At 69.6% G+C, this 13670-nt stretch carries 16 protein-coding genes; 10 read left to right on the forward strand and 6 right to left on the reverse strand.

The window, feature by feature from the left end; genetic code table 11:
- The first annotated feature begins 32 nt into the window (after nucleotides 1–32).
- A complete protein-coding gene (gene trxB / locus AC07OZ_RS07970; protein WP_495466628.1) occupies nucleotides 33–992 on the forward strand; it encodes a thioredoxin-disulfide reductase in 960 nt (319 codons plus the stop codon).
- Nucleotides 993–1050: 58 nt separating this feature from the next.
- Here trxB and AC07OZ_RS07975 read toward each other — a convergent pair whose 3' ends face one another.
- Nucleotides 1051–1776 (reverse strand): hypothetical protein, encoded by a 726-nt coding sequence (locus AC07OZ_RS07975; RefSeq protein ID WP_495466629.1) that lies wholly within the window; start codon nucleotides 1774–1776, stop codon nucleotides 1051–1053.
- Nucleotides 1777–1828: 52 nt separating this feature from the next.
- On the opposite strand from AC07OZ_RS07975, the gene AC07OZ_RS07980 reads away from it, so the two are divergent.
- The 6 genes from AC07OZ_RS07980 (at nucleotide 1829) to trhA (ending at nucleotide 6317) form a co-directional block, all read left to right on the forward strand.
- The gene (locus AC07OZ_RS07980; RefSeq protein WP_495466630.1) at nucleotides 1829–2452 is read left to right on the forward strand and encodes an RNA polymerase sigma factor; all 624 of its coding nucleotides are present in this window, start codon (nucleotides 1829–1831) and stop codon (nucleotides 2450–2452) included.
- Nucleotides 2449–3237 carry a zf-HC2 domain-containing protein gene (locus tag AC07OZ_RS07985; protein WP_495466631.1) on the forward strand — a complete coding sequence of 263 codons (789 nt, stop codon included), beginning with the start codon at nucleotides 2449–2451 and terminating at the stop codon, nucleotides 3235–3237. The genes AC07OZ_RS07980 and AC07OZ_RS07985 overlap by 4 nt, the downstream gene beginning before the upstream one ends.
- Nucleotides 3238–3240: 3 nt before the next feature.
- Complete coding sequence (locus tag AC07OZ_RS07990) at nucleotides 3241–4716, forward strand: S8 family peptidase (protein ID WP_495466632.1); 1476 nt, start codon at nucleotides 3241–3243, stop codon at nucleotides 4714–4716.
- 28 nt (nucleotides 4717–4744) lie between these two features.
- Nucleotides 4745–5092, forward strand: coding sequence for a nuclear transport factor 2 family protein (locus AC07OZ_RS07995; protein WP_495466633.1), 348 nt, complete (start codon nucleotides 4745–4747; stop codon nucleotides 5090–5092).
- A 106-nt stretch (nucleotides 5093–5198) separates the two neighbouring features.
- Nucleotides 5199–5630: a hypothetical protein gene (locus AC07OZ_RS08000; protein WP_495466634.1), complete on the forward strand. Its 432-nt coding sequence runs from the start codon at nucleotides 5199–5201 to the stop codon at nucleotides 5628–5630.
- 54 nt (nucleotides 5631–5684) lie between these two features.
- Nucleotides 5685–6317 (forward strand): PAQR family membrane homeostasis protein TrhA, encoded by a 633-nt coding sequence (gene trhA / locus AC07OZ_RS08005; RefSeq protein WP_495466635.1) that lies wholly within the window; start codon nucleotides 5685–5687, stop codon nucleotides 6315–6317.
- Between the two features lie 84 nt (nucleotides 6318–6401).
- On the opposite strand, the gene AC07OZ_RS08010 is transcribed toward trhA, so the two are convergent.
- Nucleotides 6402–7361 (reverse strand): quinone oxidoreductase family protein, encoded by a 960-nt coding sequence (locus tag AC07OZ_RS08010; protein WP_495466636.1) that lies wholly within the window; start codon nucleotides 7359–7361, stop codon nucleotides 6402–6404.
- A 104-nt stretch (nucleotides 7362–7465) separates the two neighbouring features.
- Nucleotides 7466–8374, reverse strand: coding sequence for a LysR family transcriptional regulator (locus AC07OZ_RS08015; RefSeq protein ID WP_495466637.1), 909 nt, complete (start codon nucleotides 8372–8374; stop codon nucleotides 7466–7468).
- Nucleotides 8375–8475: 101 nt separating this feature from the next.
- Between AC07OZ_RS08015 and AC07OZ_RS08020 the strand changes: the two genes are divergently transcribed.
- Nucleotides 8476–9375, forward strand: a complete 900-nt coding sequence (locus AC07OZ_RS08020) for a pirin family protein (RefSeq protein WP_495466638.1) — start codon at nucleotides 8476–8478, stop codon at nucleotides 9373–9375.
- An 80-nt stretch (nucleotides 9376–9455) separates the two neighbouring features.
- Nucleotides 9456–9890 (forward strand): DoxX family protein, encoded by a 435-nt coding sequence (locus AC07OZ_RS08025; protein WP_495466639.1) that lies wholly within the window; start codon nucleotides 9456–9458, stop codon nucleotides 9888–9890.
- A 1-nt stretch (nucleotide 9891) separates the two neighbouring features.
- On the opposite strand, the gene AC07OZ_RS08030 is transcribed toward AC07OZ_RS08025, so the two are convergent.
- Nucleotides 9892–10650, reverse strand: coding sequence for a sulfite exporter TauE/SafE family protein (locus tag AC07OZ_RS08030; protein WP_495466640.1), 759 nt, complete (start codon nucleotides 10648–10650; stop codon nucleotides 9892–9894).
- Between the two features lie 80 nt (nucleotides 10651–10730).
- Entirely contained in the window at nucleotides 10731–11174 is a 444-nt protein-coding gene (locus AC07OZ_RS08035; protein ID WP_495466641.1) for a hypothetical protein, read from the reverse strand.
- A 237-nt stretch (nucleotides 11175–11411) separates the two neighbouring features.
- On the opposite strand from AC07OZ_RS08035, the gene AC07OZ_RS08040 reads away from it, so the two are divergent.
- Nucleotides 11412–12146: a response regulator gene (locus tag AC07OZ_RS08040; protein ID WP_495466642.1), complete on the forward strand. Its 735-nt coding sequence runs from the start codon at nucleotides 11412–11414 to the stop codon at nucleotides 12144–12146.
- 101 nt (nucleotides 12147–12247) lie between these two features.
- On the opposite strand, the gene AC07OZ_RS08045 is transcribed toward AC07OZ_RS08040, so the two are convergent.
- Nucleotides 12248–13588, reverse strand: a complete 1341-nt coding sequence (locus tag AC07OZ_RS08045) for an epoxide hydrolase family protein (RefSeq protein WP_495466643.1) — start codon at nucleotides 13586–13588, stop codon at nucleotides 12248–12250.
- Nucleotides 13589–13670: the final 82 nt, after the last annotated feature.

A 13670-nucleotide genomic window follows, 5' to 3' on the forward strand; every position in this document is an offset into this window, starting at 1 on the left:
CCGCAAGACCTGACACGCCACGCAGGACCGACATGACCCTCCCCCAACGACACACCGCCCTGCTGATCCTCGGCTCGGGCCCGGCCGGCTACACCGCCGCGCTCTACGCCGCGCGCGCGAATCTGAAACCGCTGCTCGTCACCGGCATCGCGCAAGGCGGCCAGCTGATGACCACGACCGAGGTCGACAACTGGCCGGCCGACGTGATGGGCGTGCAGGGTCCCGAGCTGATGAAGCGTTTCCAGGAACACGCCGAGCGCTTCCAGACCGAGATCGTCTTCGACCACATCAACAGCGTCGACTTCTCCAAGCGTCCATTCACGCTGACCGGCGACAGCGCGGTCTACACGGCGGATGCGGTGATCCTCGCCACCGGCGCGTCCGCGCAGTACCTGGGCCTGCCGTCGGAAGAAGCGTTCATGGGCCGCGGCGTCAGCGCCTGCGCGACCTGCGACGGCTTCTTCTATCGCGGGCAGGAAGTCTGCGTGGTTGGCGGCGGCAACACCGCCGTCGAGGAAGCGCTCTACCTCTCCAACATCGCCAGCAAGGTCCATCTGATCCATCGCCGGGACAGGTTCCGCGCCGAGCCCATCCTCGTCGACAAGCTGATGGCCAAGGTCGAGGCGGGCAAGATCGCGCTGCACGTGTTCCATACCTTGGACGAGGTTCTGGGCGATGCGGGCGGCGTGACTGGCGTGCGCATCAAGGGCACGCAGGACGGCGCGATCACCGACATCCAGCTGCAGGGCTGCTTCATCGCCATCGGCCACAAGCCCAACACGGAGATCTTCCGCGGACAGATCGAGCTGCGCGACGGCTATGTGCTGACGCGCAGCGGCTTGGAAGGCTTTGCCACGATGACCAGCGTGCCGGGCGTGTTCGCCGCGGGCGACGTGCAGGATCACGTGTATCGGCAGGCCATCACCAGCGCCGGAACGGGCTGCATGGCGGCGCTGGACGCGCAGCGATTCCTGGAGCAGCAGTCGGGCTGACTGCGTGAGGCCGCTGGCCCTCACCCTCTCCCGCAAGCGGGCGAGGGAGCAAGAGGGCTCAGAAGGACCACGCCACCCCGGCGACCCAGCGCTGCAGCGACGGGTCGCCGCGCTGCGGCAGCGAGCTGTACAGCCGCGAGACGCTGAAGCGCCAGTCCCCGACCGTGTAGGCCAGCCCGGCGTTGGCGAAGCGGTAGGAGCCGCTGCCATGCCCCCAGTTGGAGACCATGCCCCAGCCCACGTCGGCCGCCAAGGCATCGACGAGGCGGCGGTGCCAGGTCAGTTCGGCGATGGTCGCGCCGCGATGGCCGAGGTAGCCCCACGACGAGTACGCGGCCAGGTCCGGCGACGCCGACACCGTGACGCCCCATTGCCCCCACGCGGCCGTGTCCCACAGCCCGCCCATCGACACCTCGCTGTAGCGCAGCCGGTCCGCGTTGCCGCCGCCGGCGTAGGCGTAATGGGCGCCGGACAAGGTCACGACGCGGCGGTCGTCGATCTGCCACCACCGGGTCGCGGAGAGGATGGCCTCGGTATCCGCCCCGTTGCGCATGTGCATGGTGCCCAGACCCAGGCCCAGGCTCCAGTTCCGGTCGTCGCGGTAGTAGAGGTCGGCGGTGGCGCCCGGGCGGTCGCCGCTGAGGCTGATGCCGCGCGACACGCGCTCCGTCACGACCGACACCGTACCGCCCCAGTTCTGCGCGGCGGCGACCCCCGACGCGACGAGACCCGCCGCCAGGAAGGCGACGGCTCGGGCGAGATTTTTTGGGGGCACGGCAACCATCGGCGGCGATTCTGGCACCCATGAGAGACACTTCTGCAGAAATCAGTCGCCCATGTTTCAACCTGTTCCGAATGAAGCGGACACGGCCGCCGAGTCGCGTCTGCGTGCCTGGTTGCAGGCCGCCGCGGCCGGCGACCGGACGGCTTTCGAGCAGCTGTACCGGCACTGCCAGCCGCGGCTGTCGCGCTTCGTGCTGCGCAGTTGCGGCCGGCCGGACCTGGCCGAGGAGGTCGTCAACGACACGCTGTGGATCGTGTGGCGGACCGCGGGCAATTTCCGCGGCGAGTCCCGGGTGTCGACCTGGATCCACGGCATCGCCTACCGCTGCATGCTCAAGGCGCTGCGCGACGGCGTCACGGCGCAGGAGATCAACGCCTCCTCGGTGAACGAGGCCGAGTTGGCGATGGCCGAGCCCTCGGTCAACGACGCCGTCGACCGCGAACTGCGCGACTGGGTGGCGCGGGGACTGGCCGCGCTGCCGGTGGAACAGCGGGTGACGCTGGAGCTGGCGTACTACCTGGGCGAGACCTGCGAGGACATCGCCCGCATCATGAATTGCGCCACCGGCACCGTGAAGGCCCGCATGTTCCATGCGCGCGTCCGGCTGCGCAACGTGCTGCCCGAGCTGGGCGGCGAGACTCCCCCGGCCAGCGGCACCGAAGGACCGATCCGATGACTTCCCACGACGCCCCCTCCGACGCCACTGGCGCCTCCGGCCTTTCCACCGGCGATCCGGCGATGGGTCAACCGAACGAACACCGCCAGGTCTGGGACGCGATCGCGTGGGTCGTGGCCGGCACGGCGACGCCGGAGCAGCGCCGCCTCGTGCAGACGCACCTGCCGCATTGCGCGCATTGCCGCGAGGAGCTGGCGCTGCAGCGGAACATCCATCGCGGCATGCAGGACGCGCCGCGCGTGGTCAACGCAGCGGGCGTCACAGGCGCAGCCGGGACGGCGGGTGCGGCGGCGGCCGAAGCAGAAGAGGCGGCCATCCAGGCCGGCCTGGACCGGCTGTGGGCGCGCGATCGCGACGCGGGCCCGGCGACGCCGGTCGAAGGTCCGCGCGGCGCTTCGGCCAACGACGGCGGATCGCGCACGACGCGCTGGCTGACGGCGGCGGTGGCGGTACAGGCGGTGGCGATGTGCGTGCTGGGTCTGCGGCTCTGGAGCGATGGCCACCCACCCGCCGACTACGTGACGCTGAGCCAGCCGGCCGCGCTGCCCGCCGGCGCGGTGGTGCGGCTGGTGCCGGAAGAACGCGTGGACATGGGCCGGCTGCGCCAGGTCTTGACCCACCACGGGCTGAGGATCGTCGGCGCGGACGAGGACGCGAGCAGCCTGCTGCTGGCGCCGCTGCAACCGACGCAGGCGCAGGCGGTTCCCGCGATGGTCGAGCGCCTGCGCGCGGAACCCGGCGTGCTGCTCGCGGAGCCGGTCGGCGCCGCGGCCCCGGGACGCTGAGTGATGCCCTTTTTCATCGTGCGCGGCATCGGTCTCATCGCTTCCGCGTTGACCGTCTTGACGGCGGCGCTCGCGCTGGGCAACCCCGCGCGCGCGGAGACCGTCGTACCCGATGCACCCACGGCGACGACGCCATTCACGACGCCGTCGATGCCATTGATGCCGTTGCCGCCGTCGATGGCTGCATCGGAAGGCCGTCTCATCATCCTGGCCGTCGAGGATCGCGGCGAGCCGCTGCCCGGCGCCGGTGGGTCGGCGCGTGGCGATTACCGCCGGATGGCGGGCTACGCGGGCAGCGCGCGCGCCTTGGCAATGTCCGAAGCGCTCGCACGCGAGTACGGGCTGCGTGAGCAGGCCGCCTGGACCATCGCGCCGCTGAACCTGCGCTGCATGCTGTACGCGCTCGGCGCTGGCGACGATGTCGACGCGGTGCTGGCGCGCCTGCGCCAGGACACGCGCGTGAAGCTCGCGCAACCGCTCAACGACTTCGAGACGCTCAACGGCCCCGCGCCGGGAGCGCCGGCACCTTCAACGCCTTCGACGCCTTCGCCGGTGTCACCGGCTTCGCCGCCCGTTCCGGCGCCGGAGACCTCCGCGCCGACCTCGCTCTACAACGACCCCTACTTCGGCCTGCAGAAGGGCTTCCAGCAGATGTCCACGGCGGCGCTGCAGCAGGTGAGCGTCGGTGCACGGGTGAAGGTCGCGGTGATCGACACCGGCGTCGACGCGCGCCATCCGGATCTCCTCGGCCAGGTGGCAGGCCAGCGGGACTACGTCGCCGGCGGCGGCGCGCAGGTCGATGCCGTGCCGGAGCGCCACGGCACGGAAGTGATGGGCCTCATCGCCGCGAAGGTGAACAACCGCCAGGGCATCGTCGGCGTCGCGCCCGGCGCCGTGGTGACGAGCTATCGCGCCTGCTGGACGGATGCCGCGCGTGCGGGCGCGGACACGGGACCGGCGCCGGCGCGCTGCAACTCCTTCACGCTGGCGCAGGCGCTCGGCGCGGCGATCTCGGATGGTGCCGATGTCATCAACATGAGCCTGGGCGGACCGAGCGATCCACTGCTGATGAAGCTCGCGCAGCACGCGTTGTCGCGCGGGGCGGTACTGGTGGCCGCCGCGCCGCCGGGCCGGCTCGGCAAGGGCTTTCCGAGCGAGGTGCCCGGCGCGCTGGTCGTGGCCAGCACGGGCGAGACCGGCGGCGCTGAAGGCTGGCTCGCCGCGCCGGGACGATCGGTGCTGACGACGGTGCCGGGCGGCAGCTACGACATCGATGCCGGCAGCTCGCTCGCCGCGGCCCATGCGACCGGCGTGATCGCGCTGCTGCGCGCGGCCGTGCCGGGCGCCGATGCCGAGCGTTTGAAACGGGCGCTGCTGGGCTCGATGAGCGTCTCCGGCGCGATCAATGCCTGCGCGGCGGCGCGGGCGTTGGGCGTGGCGGGACTGCATTGCGAGGCACCGGCGCGCAGCTTGCCCTGAGGAGGCTCCTCTTCCTCAAGGAGCCCCCATGTCCGATCGCAACAAGGCCACGCTGACGGCCGCCAATGCCGCCATCACGCGCGGCGACACCGAAGGATTCCTGGCGCACTGCGCCGAGGACATCACGTGGACCACGATCGGCGGGGACACGCTGAACGGCAAGGCCGCCGTGCGCCAATGGATGTCGACCGGTTATGCGGAGCCGCCTTCATTCACCGTCACCGAACTGGTCGCCGAACGGGACGTCGTCGTCGCGCTCGGAACCATCGAGAGCAAGGGCGATGACGGCCAGCCGGTCCAGAACGCCTATGCCGATGTCTGGCGATTCCGCGACGGACTGATGATCGAGTTGAGGGCGTTCGTCATTCCGACGTGAGTCCGAGGTGAGCCCGACGTGAGACCCGCGTCCCCTCGATGAGGGATTCGCCTGCACGGCGATCTCCGTAGGCTTCGTCGTGCAGCACGCACCCAGGGAGCCCCGCATGACCACGTCGTCGCCGTCCTTCGATGTCTCGCAGCTGATCGGCTGGCCCTTCCGGGCACTGACGCTGGCGCCGAGCCAGCTGACCCAGCCCATCCTGCCCATCACCTACAACATCAACGCGTTCAATTCGAGCGCCCCCCAGACCGAGGCGCGCATCGTCTCGCAGCACAGCTACGGGCGGCAGCTCGGCCGGCTCTCAGACGCGGTGCAGGCGCTGATGGACGTGCTCTACCCGGAAGGCGCGCCCGATGGCCCGAACGGGCCCCTCGCGCGCTTCGCGCAACTGCGCGAGGACATCGAGGCGCTCAAGGCCGACGGGGCGGAGGACCGGCTGGAGCGGGTCGCGCAGGATCTGAAGACCTTGCGCGCCACCGATCCCGACCGCTTCGAGCGCATGCGGAAGACGCTCGCGCAGACGCTGCGGGAGTGACTCGATCCGACGCCCGACGAGGCGTCACATATTCTGGCTACGCTGGGTGACCTCATGACGCTGAAGGCAGCGATGTACCCAGGCGAACGCTTGAACGCCGGCACCCATCTCGCGGGTCTGCTGGCCGCCCTGCCCGCGGTCGCGTGGCTGGCGCATCAGGCGCTGGGCACGGGCAGCGGGCGGCGCTTCGCCGTCGCCTGCGTCTTCGGCGCAGCCCTCGTCGCGCTGTTCGCGGCTTCCACACTCTGCCACAGCACCCGCGGTCCGCGGCAACGTCTCTGGGTCCGGCTGGACCATTGCGCGATCTTCCTGCTGATCGCCGGGACGATGACGCCGTTCGCGGTCCTGACCGGCGATGGCTGGCTGCGATGGGTGGCCTTGGCCAGCGTCTGGATCGTGTCCCTGTGGGGCATCCGGCGCACCGTGTGGGGCGACGTCGAACGGCCCATGCTCAAGGTCTATCTGGCGATCGGCTGGCTGGCGACCATGGTGTGCATCCCCGCCCTCCAGGAACTGCCGGTGGCCTGCGTGACGCTGTTCGTCGCCGGTGCCGCGGCTTACACCGCCGGCACCTACTTCTTCGCCAATCCGAGCTGCAGCCGTCACGCCCATGGCATCTGGCACCTGTTCGTCGTGGTCGGCAGCGGCTGCCACTTCGGCGCGGTCGCGCACTGCGTGCTCGTCTAGCGCATCGTCAATGCCGCGGCGACGAAGCTCGCCGGCGCCACGGCGATGCCGGCCATCAGCGTGAAGCGGCGCCGACCGAGGCGCTCACGGAATCAGCACCAGCGATCCGGTCTTGCGACGCTCCGCGATGTCGGTGTGGGCCTGTGCCGCATCCTTGAGCGCATAACGCGTGACGGGAACAGCACCGAAGAGGCCGCGTCGATAGGCATCGAAGACGGCGGCGGTGGCTTCATCGACGCGCCCTTGCAGATGGCTGGCCATGGGCCCTCCCACCATCGAGACCTTGCGTCGCGCCAGCTCGGCCTTGTCGACCTCGGGCGCGCCCGATGCGGAGCCGATCGACACGATGACGCCGCCGTCGCGCACCACCGCCTGCGTGGTCGCGAAGGTGGCCTTGCCGACGAACTCGTAGACCACGTCGACGCCCTGGGGCGCCAGGCGCTTGATCTGCTTCGCGAGGTCGGCCGCGTCGGACGGCAGCACATGGTCGATCACGGACGCCAGCGCCGCGCGTTTTTCCGCCGTGCCCGCCGTGCCGATCACGACGGCGCCCCGGGCCTTGGCCCAGCGCGCGAGCAGACTCCCCACGCTACTGGACGCTCCCTGGACCAGGACGATCTCTCCGGCGCGAAGCGGGTGATAGCCGTTCAGGCCGGCCCAGGCCGTCAGTCCTTTGGTCAGCAAGGCGGCGACCTGTTCCGCGGAGAGATCGTCGGGCACCGGCACCAACTGGTCGGCGTTGATCAGCCGCTGCTGCGTGTAGCTGCCGGGCGCCAGGTAGTAGGCCATGCGCTGACCGACGGCGATGCCGGCCACGCCGGCGCCCAGGGCTTCGACGATGCCGACGCCCTCGACGCCGGGCACCGACGGCAGCGGCACGGGGAAGGCACCCTGGCGGAACAGCGTGTCGATGAAATTCACGCCGATGGCTTCATGGCGCAGGCGCACCTGACCGGCGCCGGGAGCGGCGATGTCGTCCTCCTCGACCTGCAGGACGGACGGGCTGCCGTATTGATGGAAACGGATGGTGGTGTTCTGAGACATCGTCTACTCCTTCGGAGGGGAGCAACTCGGCGAGTTGCATGGATCGAAGCGTAGGAACGGACGATCTATCGCGGTAGCCTATTTGATTCGATGGAATCCATCTCTCAAACAGATTGATCGACGGTCGGCTGACGCAGCCGGTCGATGAACCACCGCCCGGCGGGTCCCGGCGGAGCGTCCGTCCGGTAAGCCGCGTACATGACGATGCCGGGCGTCGCCGGCTGATGCGCCTCCAGCCGGAGCCGCACCAGTTGTCCTGCCTCCAGGTCGGGCTGCACCATCGCCAACGGCATGTGCCCCCAGCCGAATCCGGCCTTGAGGAAGGCGTGCTTGGCGCCCAGGTCGGCCAGGCGCCAGATCTGCGGCGACATCACGCCGTAGTTCCGCCCGGTGCTGAGCGTCGTCCGATCGGTGAGGACCAGCTGCACGTGCCGCTCCAGCTCGGCCGAACGCAGCAGACCGGGCAGTTGCGCCAGCGGATGACCGGGCGCGACCACGGTGACCATCGGCACTTCGGCCAGCGGCTCGGCCTGCAGTCCGTCCGGCACCACGGGCAGGGAACCGATGACGCCGATGCGGCAGGCGCCGTCCAGGACCGGCTGCACGACGGCCCCCAGCGCCTCGACATACATGCGCAGCGGCGTCGTCGGAAAGGCCAGGCGGAAGGCGCCGACCGTCTCGGTCAGCGAGGCCATCGGGTACATCACGTCGATGGCGACGGACAGTTCCGGCTCCAGGCCTTCCGACAGCGTGCGTGCGCGCGCCTTGAACGCATCCATGCCGTTCACGACCGCCTTGGCCTCCCCCAGCAAGGCCTGACCCTGGTCGGTCAGCACCGGATAACGCCCGCTGCGGTCGAACAGGCTCACGCGCAGTTGCGCTTCGAGATTCGCCAGGGTCTGGCTGACCACGGATTGAGCGCGCCGAAGCTTGCGCCCCGCAGCGGAGAAGCTGCCTTCCTCGACCGCCGCGATGAAGGTCCGCAGCTGGTCCATGGATACGCCGTCCAGCATCTATCGCTCCAGCAGATGGTATCCATCCAAACATATAGGCTATCCAGCTGGCTGTCCAGTTCCTAAGCTTCGTGCCATCCCATCGAACGAAAGCAACACCGATGTCAGCCGATCTCCAGATTCCGCGTCGCGCCGCCGTGTCGCCGACAGAGGCGCCGCTGCCCGCGGGCGGCCGCGACGCCCTCCCCTCCCGGACGCTCGAGTTCCGTGCCGCGGGCCGCCGCCACGGTCCCGTCACCCGGGTGTTCAGCCCGGGCGACATCGGCGAACTGATCAAGCCCTTCGTCTTCCTGGACTACTTCGACTTCGTCCCGACCGGCGGTCCCATGTTCCCGATGCATCCGCACTCGGGCATCGCGACCACCACCATCCTGCTGTCGGGCCACATGCGCTACGAGGACACCACCGGCGCGCACGGCGTGCTGCAAGACGGCAGCGTCGAGTGGATGCGGGCCGGACGCGGCATCTGGCACGACGGTGTGCCGGTCGGCACGACCCGGTTCCGGGGCTACCAGATCTGGGTGGCGTTGCCCGAAGACCTGGAAGGCGCGGAGGCCCGCAGCCAGTACCTCGGCCCGGAAGCGGTGCCGCGACAGGGTCCGGCGCGCGTGATCTTCGGACGCCTCGGCGACGGCGCGAGCCAGGTCGACGCACCCGCCGGACTGCAGCTGCTGCACGTCCAGCTGCGCGACGGCGAGCACTGGCAACTGACGCCGCCGACAGGCCACCGCGTGGGCTGGTTCCATGTGTCGCAAGGCGCGCTGCGTTTCGACGGCCATCGCCTCGAGAACGAGCTGGCCATCCTGGACAGCAGCGAGGCCCCCATCGAGGTGATCGCCGAAGGCGACACCGAATTCATCGTCGGCACGGCCGTCCCGCATCCGCACGATCTCGTGCTGGGCCGGTACTCCGTCCACACCAGCCAGACCGCGCTGGCGCGCGGTGAACGAGAAATTGCTCAGCTCGGCGAGCAACTCCGCGCCCGCGGCCGAGTGCGCTGACGGCGCCCAGACCGAGTCTCCTGTTCCCTTGTCCCTTTCAGTCATTCATCCCATTCACGCCACTTTCAAAGGAATCCACCATGACCACCCAGAACACCTCCGCTTCGACCTCCGTGCTGCCGCTCGTCGGCCGCGTGATGATGGCCGCCATCTTCCTGATCAGCGCCTTCGGCAAGCTCGCCGCGCCGGCCGGCACGATCGGCTACATCGCCTCGGTGGGACTGCCGGCCCCGACGCTCGCCTACGGCGCGGCGCTGGTGGCGGAACTGGGCGGCGGCCTGCTGCTCGTGCTGGGCTATCGCACGCGGCTCGTGGCCGCGGCGCTGGCGGTGTTCTCGGTGGTCTCCGCCGTGATCTTCCACAACGCGCTGGGCGATCAGAACCAGATGTTCCACTTCCTGAAGAACATCGCGATGGCCGGCGGCCTGCTGCAGATCGTCGCGTTCGGCGCCGGCAGCTTGAGCCTGGACGGACGCCGCCAGCAAGCGCCGGCGGTGCTGGGCGCGGCGCGCTGAATCAGCGCAGATAGCCCGACACGCCGTCCCACAGCAGCTTGACGGCCGTGACCACCAGCAGGGCGTAGCAGGCCTTGTACATCTGACGCTGGTCCAGCCGGGCGTGCAGGCGCCACCCCAGCCAGACGCCCGACGGGATCGCCAGCAGGCAGATCCCCATCAGGCTCCAGACGGCCCCCGCGGGCTTGGCCAGCATCAGCCACGGGGCCGCCTTCAGCAGGTTGCCCACGGTGAAGAACAGGCTGGTGGTGCCCGCGTAGACCTGCTTGCTCAGGCCGAGCGGCAGCAGATAGATCGCCAGGGGCGGCCCGCCGGAGTGCGCGACCATGGTGGTGATCCCCGAGGTCAGCCCCGCGGCGACGGCCTTGCGCGGCGACCGCGGCTGCACCGTCACCTCGCCGCCCCGCGCGAACCACAGTCCGACGAAGGCCAGCGTGATCACCGCCATCAGGATGGCGATCGCGCGATGGTCCAGCACGCGGAACAGCAGGTAGCCGGCACCGATGCCCACGACAAGACCTGGCACCAGCAGCTGGAGGTCGGGCTTGGACCAGGTCGACGGCTTCCAGTAGCGCAGGCTGAAGAGATCCATCGCGATGAACAGCGGCGCGAGCAGGCCGCCCGCGGTCACCGGGTCCATCACGATGGACAGCAGCGGAATGCCGACGATGGCGAAGCCGCCGCCGAAGGCGCCCTTCATGAAGCAGATCAGGAAGACACCGGTGAAGGCGACCAGGATGGTGGTGGCGGTCAGTTCCATGGGCGTCATCCTAGATCGCGTGTTCAGTACATTGAAGAAATTGTCATGGATACGTCCGCGCCGTGGCGCGTCGAGCGTCCTCAGGCGTAGCGGGCCTCCATGGCCTCGATCGCGCCGGTCAGCGCTTCCCGCAAGGTGCTCCGGCCCACGCTGCCGAGCAGCAGGCCCAGCAGGCGGCCCTTGAGGTTGCGGCCTTCCCGGACGACGACCGCCTCCAATCGCGACCTGCCGCCGGCCAGCGGGAAGAAGCTGTAGCTGTGGCCCGACCGGCCGCCCCAGACGTTCGAGTCCATCGTCGTCAGCACCACGCGGGTGGGGACCGACCAGTCGTAGTGCAGCCGCTCCCAGACGCCGGGCGAGCCCTCGGTGACGACCGCCTGCGTGCGGCCCTGACGATGCACCTGCAGGAAGTCGTCGGTGCTGAAGCGGAAGATCTTGGACCGGCCCGGACCGAAGTCCGTGAGACCGGCGATGAACTGCTCCGGCGTCAGCGTGGTGTCGAATTGGAATTTCAGTGTTGCCATCGTCGGCGCTCCTTGTCGCGAGGACGTCCTGATAACGTCCATGCATCGAAGACTACGGAGGCCGCCGCCGCCCGCCATCCGACTGGTTCGCCATCGGCGCCTCCGTCCAAAGTCGCAGGCGGTTCACCGGCCCGGAGGGGGACGACCGTTCGATGCAGCCGCCGCTTCGACGAAGGTCGGATGGCGCGCGTCCGCCTCGCGCGAAGAATGGCGCGACGAGTTCCGACGGGTTTGACGATGAACACCAGCGACCACCTCCTCCTCGTCCACGGCGATCGCGCGCAGCGCGAGACGCTGAAGGCCTACCTCGAGCGACACGGGATGCACGTGACGGCGGTCGCGACCGGCCGTCATCTGCGCGCGGCGCTCGAGCAGTCGGGACCGTTCGACCTGATCGTGCTGGACCTCGAGCTGCCCGGCGACGACGGGCTGAACCTCTGCCGCGAGCTGCGCAGCGGCAAGCATCGGACGATGCCCCTGCTCATGCTCTCCGCGCGCGGCGACGAGGTGGACCGGATCCTCGGCCTGGAGATGGGCGCGGACGATTACCTGGTCAAGCCGATCGCGCAGCGCGAGCTGCTGGCGCGCATCCGCGCGGTCTTGCGGCGCACCCGCATGCTGCCGCCCAACATGCAGTCGACCGATACCGTCCCGCGCCTGGCCTTCGGCACCTGGAAGCTCGACACCGTCGAGCGCCACCTGCTCGACGACCACGAGTCGCCGGTCGACCTCAGCGGCGCCGAATACCGGCTGCTGCGCGTGTTCCTCGACCATCCGCAACGGGTGCTCAGCCGCGACCAGCTGCTGGGGCTCACGCAAGGCCGTCCGACGGAGCCCTTCGAGCGCTCGATCGACCTGCTGGTCAGCCGCCTGCGCCTGCGACTGCGCGACGACGCGCGCGAACCCCGCTACATCAAGACGGTCCGCAGCGCGGGGTACGTGCTCTCGATGGCCGTGGCCCCGTGCGCCTGAACGCGCAATGACAAGGCGCCGCACGATGGCGGCGTCTTGTCGGGACTCAGCACGGGATGAACCCGGGCTCAGCCTGGATTCAACCCGGGCACGGACAACGCTCAGCGCAAGCTGGCAAAGCCTGTGCGCAGCTCGCGGACGAAGACCTCGGTCTGCTCCCACGCCGCGAAGTGGCCGCCCTTGTCCAGCCGGTTGAAGTGGATGAGCCGCGGGTAGGCGTGCTCGGTCCAGCTGCGCGGCGCGGCGTAGATCTCGTCGGGGAACACGCTGACCGCGACGGGGATCGCGACCTGCTTGACCGCGAAGAACTCCAGCTTGTTCTCCCAGTACAGCCGGGCCGAGGACACCGCCGTCTTCGTGAGCCAGTACAGCATCACGTTGTCGATGATGTCGTCGCGCGTGAGCCCTTCGGCCTGGCCGTCGAACACACGGGCGATCAGCGCCTGGCTGCGGGCATCGTGGTCGAGCATCCAGGCCGCCAGGCCAATCGGCGAATCCTCCAGCGCATACAGCGTCTGCGGCCGGTTGGACATCTCCAGCGCGTAACCCAGGCCGTGCTTGAAGAAGTCGTCGAGCTGGCCGAACGCCTGCTGCTCATCGGTCGACAGTCCCGCAGGCGCGGGTTCGCCGTACTTCAGCGCACGAGCCACTTCCGGCGGCAGCGTCGCCGGCATGTTGACGTGGATGCCGATCAGCCCGGGCGGCGTGAGCAGGGCCATCTGCTCCGTGACCGCGTCGCCCCAGTCGCCGCCCTGGGCCACGTAGCGCGTGTAGCCGAGGCGGCGCATCAGCTCGACCCAAGCGCGGGCGATGCGCACGGGATCCCAGCCGATCGTCCGCGGCTTGCCCGAGAAGCCATGCCCCGGCAAGGACGGGATCACGATGTCGAACGCGTCTTCCGCGCGTCCGCCATGCGCCGTCGGATCGGTGAGCGGCTCGATGAGCTTGAGCTGCTCGACGATCGAGCCCGGCCAGCCGTGCGTGACGATCACCGGCAGCGCATTCGCGTGCTTCGAGCGCACGTGGATGAAGTGGATCTCCACCCCGTCGATGGTCGTGACGAACTGGGGATGCCGGTTGAGGCGCGTCTCCAGACGCCGCCAGTCATAACCGTGCGTCCAGTAGCGGGCGAGCTGCTGCACGGTCCTCAGGCGGACGCCCTGCGACGCATCGGTGACGGTCTCCGGCGTGGGCCAGCGCGTCGACGTGATGCGCCGGCGCAGGTCGGCCAGGTCCGCGCGCGCAAAGCTGGCGCGGAACGGGCGGATCGCCGTGCTGTCGCCGGTGGCGGCGTCCGCCAGCGCGGCCGCATGGGCGCTGGCGGGCAGCCATGGCAGGACCATGTTGGAAGCGCCGACGACGGCGGCGGCCGCGAGCAGCCGACGGCGGCTCGGAAGCGAGGGCGGGTTGACGACGCGGCGCGTCTCTTCTTCGGTGTTCATGCTCGATGGATCCTCGGGAGTTCGGAGCCGCTAGGCTCGCCGATCCCGAGGGGGACGGCATCCGACCTGACGCCGTCCGCCG

This window comes from Roseateles sp. GW821-FHT09G03 (assembly GCF_059416045.1).

Bases quoted from the DNA above. Each gene is read 5' to 3' on its own strand.
- trxB (WP_495466628.1), top strand. From the start codon at position 33: ATGACCCTCCCCCAACGACACACCGCCCTGCTGATCCTCGGCTCGGGC.
- AC07OZ_RS07975 (WP_495466629.1), bottom strand. From the start codon at position 1,776: ATGGTTGCCGTGCCCCCAAAAAATCTCGCCCGAGCCGTCGCCTTCCTG.
- AC07OZ_RS07980 (WP_495466630.1), top strand. From the start codon at position 1,829: ATGTTTCAACCTGTTCCGAATGAAGCGGACACGGCCGCCGAGTCGCGT.
- AC07OZ_RS07985 (WP_495466631.1), top strand. From the start codon at position 2,449: ATGACTTCCCACGACGCCCCCTCCGACGCCACTGGCGCCTCCGGCCTT.
- AC07OZ_RS07990 (WP_495466632.1), top strand. From the start codon at position 3,241: ATGCCCTTTTTCATCGTGCGCGGCATCGGTCTCATCGCTTCCGCGTTG.
- AC07OZ_RS07995 (WP_495466633.1), top strand. From the start codon at position 4,745: ATGTCCGATCGCAACAAGGCCACGCTGACGGCCGCCAATGCCGCCATC.
- AC07OZ_RS08000 (WP_495466634.1), top strand. From the start codon at position 5,199: ATGACCACGTCGTCGCCGTCCTTCGATGTCTCGCAGCTGATCGGCTGG.
- trhA (WP_495466635.1), top strand. From the start codon at position 5,685: ATGACGCTGAAGGCAGCGATGTACCCAGGCGAACGCTTGAACGCCGGC.
- AC07OZ_RS08010 (WP_495466636.1), bottom strand. From the start codon at position 7,361: ATGTCTCAGAACACCACCATCCGTTTCCATCAATACGGCAGCCCGTCC.
- AC07OZ_RS08015 (WP_495466637.1), bottom strand. From the start codon at position 8,374: ATGCTGGACGGCGTATCCATGGACCAGCTGCGGACCTTCATCGCGGCG.
- AC07OZ_RS08020 (WP_495466638.1), top strand. From the start codon at position 8,476: ATGTCAGCCGATCTCCAGATTCCGCGTCGCGCCGCCGTGTCGCCGACA.
- AC07OZ_RS08025 (WP_495466639.1), top strand. From the start codon at position 9,456: ATGACCACCCAGAACACCTCCGCTTCGACCTCCGTGCTGCCGCTCGTC.
- AC07OZ_RS08030 (WP_495466640.1), bottom strand. From the start codon at position 10,650: ATGGAACTGACCGCCACCACCATCCTGGTCGCCTTCACCGGTGTCTTC.
- AC07OZ_RS08035 (WP_495466641.1), bottom strand. From the start codon at position 11,174: ATGGCAACACTGAAATTCCAATTCGACACCACGCTGACGCCGGAGCAG.
- AC07OZ_RS08040 (WP_495466642.1), top strand. From the start codon at position 11,412: ATGAACACCAGCGACCACCTCCTCCTCGTCCACGGCGATCGCGCGCAG.
- AC07OZ_RS08045 (WP_495466643.1), bottom strand. From the start codon at position 13,588: ATGAACACCGAAGAAGAGACGCGCCGCGTCGTCAACCCGCCCTCGCTT.